The sequence below is a fragment of the Sphingobium sp. CCH11-B1 genome, assembly GCF_001556865.1.
Lineage (GTDB): Bacteria > Pseudomonadota > Alphaproteobacteria > Sphingomonadales > Sphingomonadaceae > Sphingobium.
Genome location: NZ_LSJY01000192.1, coordinates 1 through 1224 on the forward strand (window position 1 = coordinate 1; position 1224 = coordinate 1224).

Annotated in this window: 1 protein-coding gene; it reads left to right on the top strand. The window is 57.4% G+C overall.

All coding sequences use genetic code 11. From position 1 onward, the window contains the following. The first annotated feature begins 290 nt into the window (after positions 1-290). On the top strand, positions 291-1157 hold the full coding sequence (locus AX724_RS19345) for a recombinase family protein (protein ID WP_004212898.1): 867 nt from the start codon (positions 291-293) through the stop codon (positions 1155-1157). Positions 1158-1224: the final 67 nt, after the last annotated feature.

Sequence of the window (1224 nt, forward strand, 5' to 3'; positions counted from 1 at the left end):
CGTACTGGTTGAGCCGAAGTGGGCGGGGCGGATGACGCCGGAAGATTATCGTGGTCTCACGCCGTTGATCTACAGTCATGTGAACCCTTATGGCCGCTTCGACCTCGACCTGAACGACCGGATTGATTTTGGACGGCTTGCAGCGTGAGGCGGCTGATCGGCCTATAACATTTGGGTACACCCCAGAGTGATAGGGCCGAGTGACACCATTCGTCTGTCACAAAAGGGTGGGTTTGCGCTCAATGTGACGATACACTGCAAGAGCCACCCTAATGTGACGGATTTTGCACTTGGCTCGTATCGGATATGCCCGCGTCAGCACCACGGACCAGGATCTGGATATCCAGATTGGCCGCCTCAAGAATGCAGGTTGCGAAATTATCCGTTCCGAGACCGGATCGGGGGCCTCGCGGAGCGGGCGCACGGAACTGGAAACGATCATGCAGTTTATGCACACCGGCGACGAGCTGGTCGTGCTGCGGCTCGACCGGCTCGGCCGCTCCACGCGCGATGTCCTGAACCTGGTGCATGAGCTTGATGAAAAGGGAGCTTCGCTGCGCATCCTTGAGCCAGAGGTGACGACGGCGGGCGACATGGGGCGAATGGTCATCACCATACTCGGCATGGTCGCCGATATGGAGCTGAAGTTCATCAAGGATCGTCAGCGCGCCGGGATCGAAGCGGCGCGCGCCGAAGGCGTTTACAAAGGCCGGAAGAAGAACGTCGATGACGATGAAATCCGCCGTCGCCTTGCCGCCGGCGCCAGCAAGGCCCGCGTTGCCCGCGACCTGAAGGTCTCACGAATGACCGTCTATCGGGCGCTCGACATTATTCCGTCAAAGACCAAACTGCCGGAAAAGCCGCCCACTGCCAGCATCGCCCTGCATCTGATTATCGAGAACTTCAACAAGCGTGGAAGAGGTAGAAAACCCGCTCGGGAGCGGATTGAGGCGATGCTGGAACGCGACTACGCCATGGTAAAAAACGGCAATTGTGATTACAAACTGACCGTCGCCTATGACCCCGATCCGGATGGCATTTCCCTTGATGAGGAAATCCAAAGCCTCCTCTCCGAGATGTTCAACATCGCAGAGAGCTACAATTGCTCCATGGAAGCCGATATCTACGAGGTCGGTGGTCAGCAACGGTCCTGGTAGAATCAATCAAGCGTTCAGTGTTCGTTCTTCAACCTGGCCAAAATCGCAGCTTCGGGCCGACTGGGCC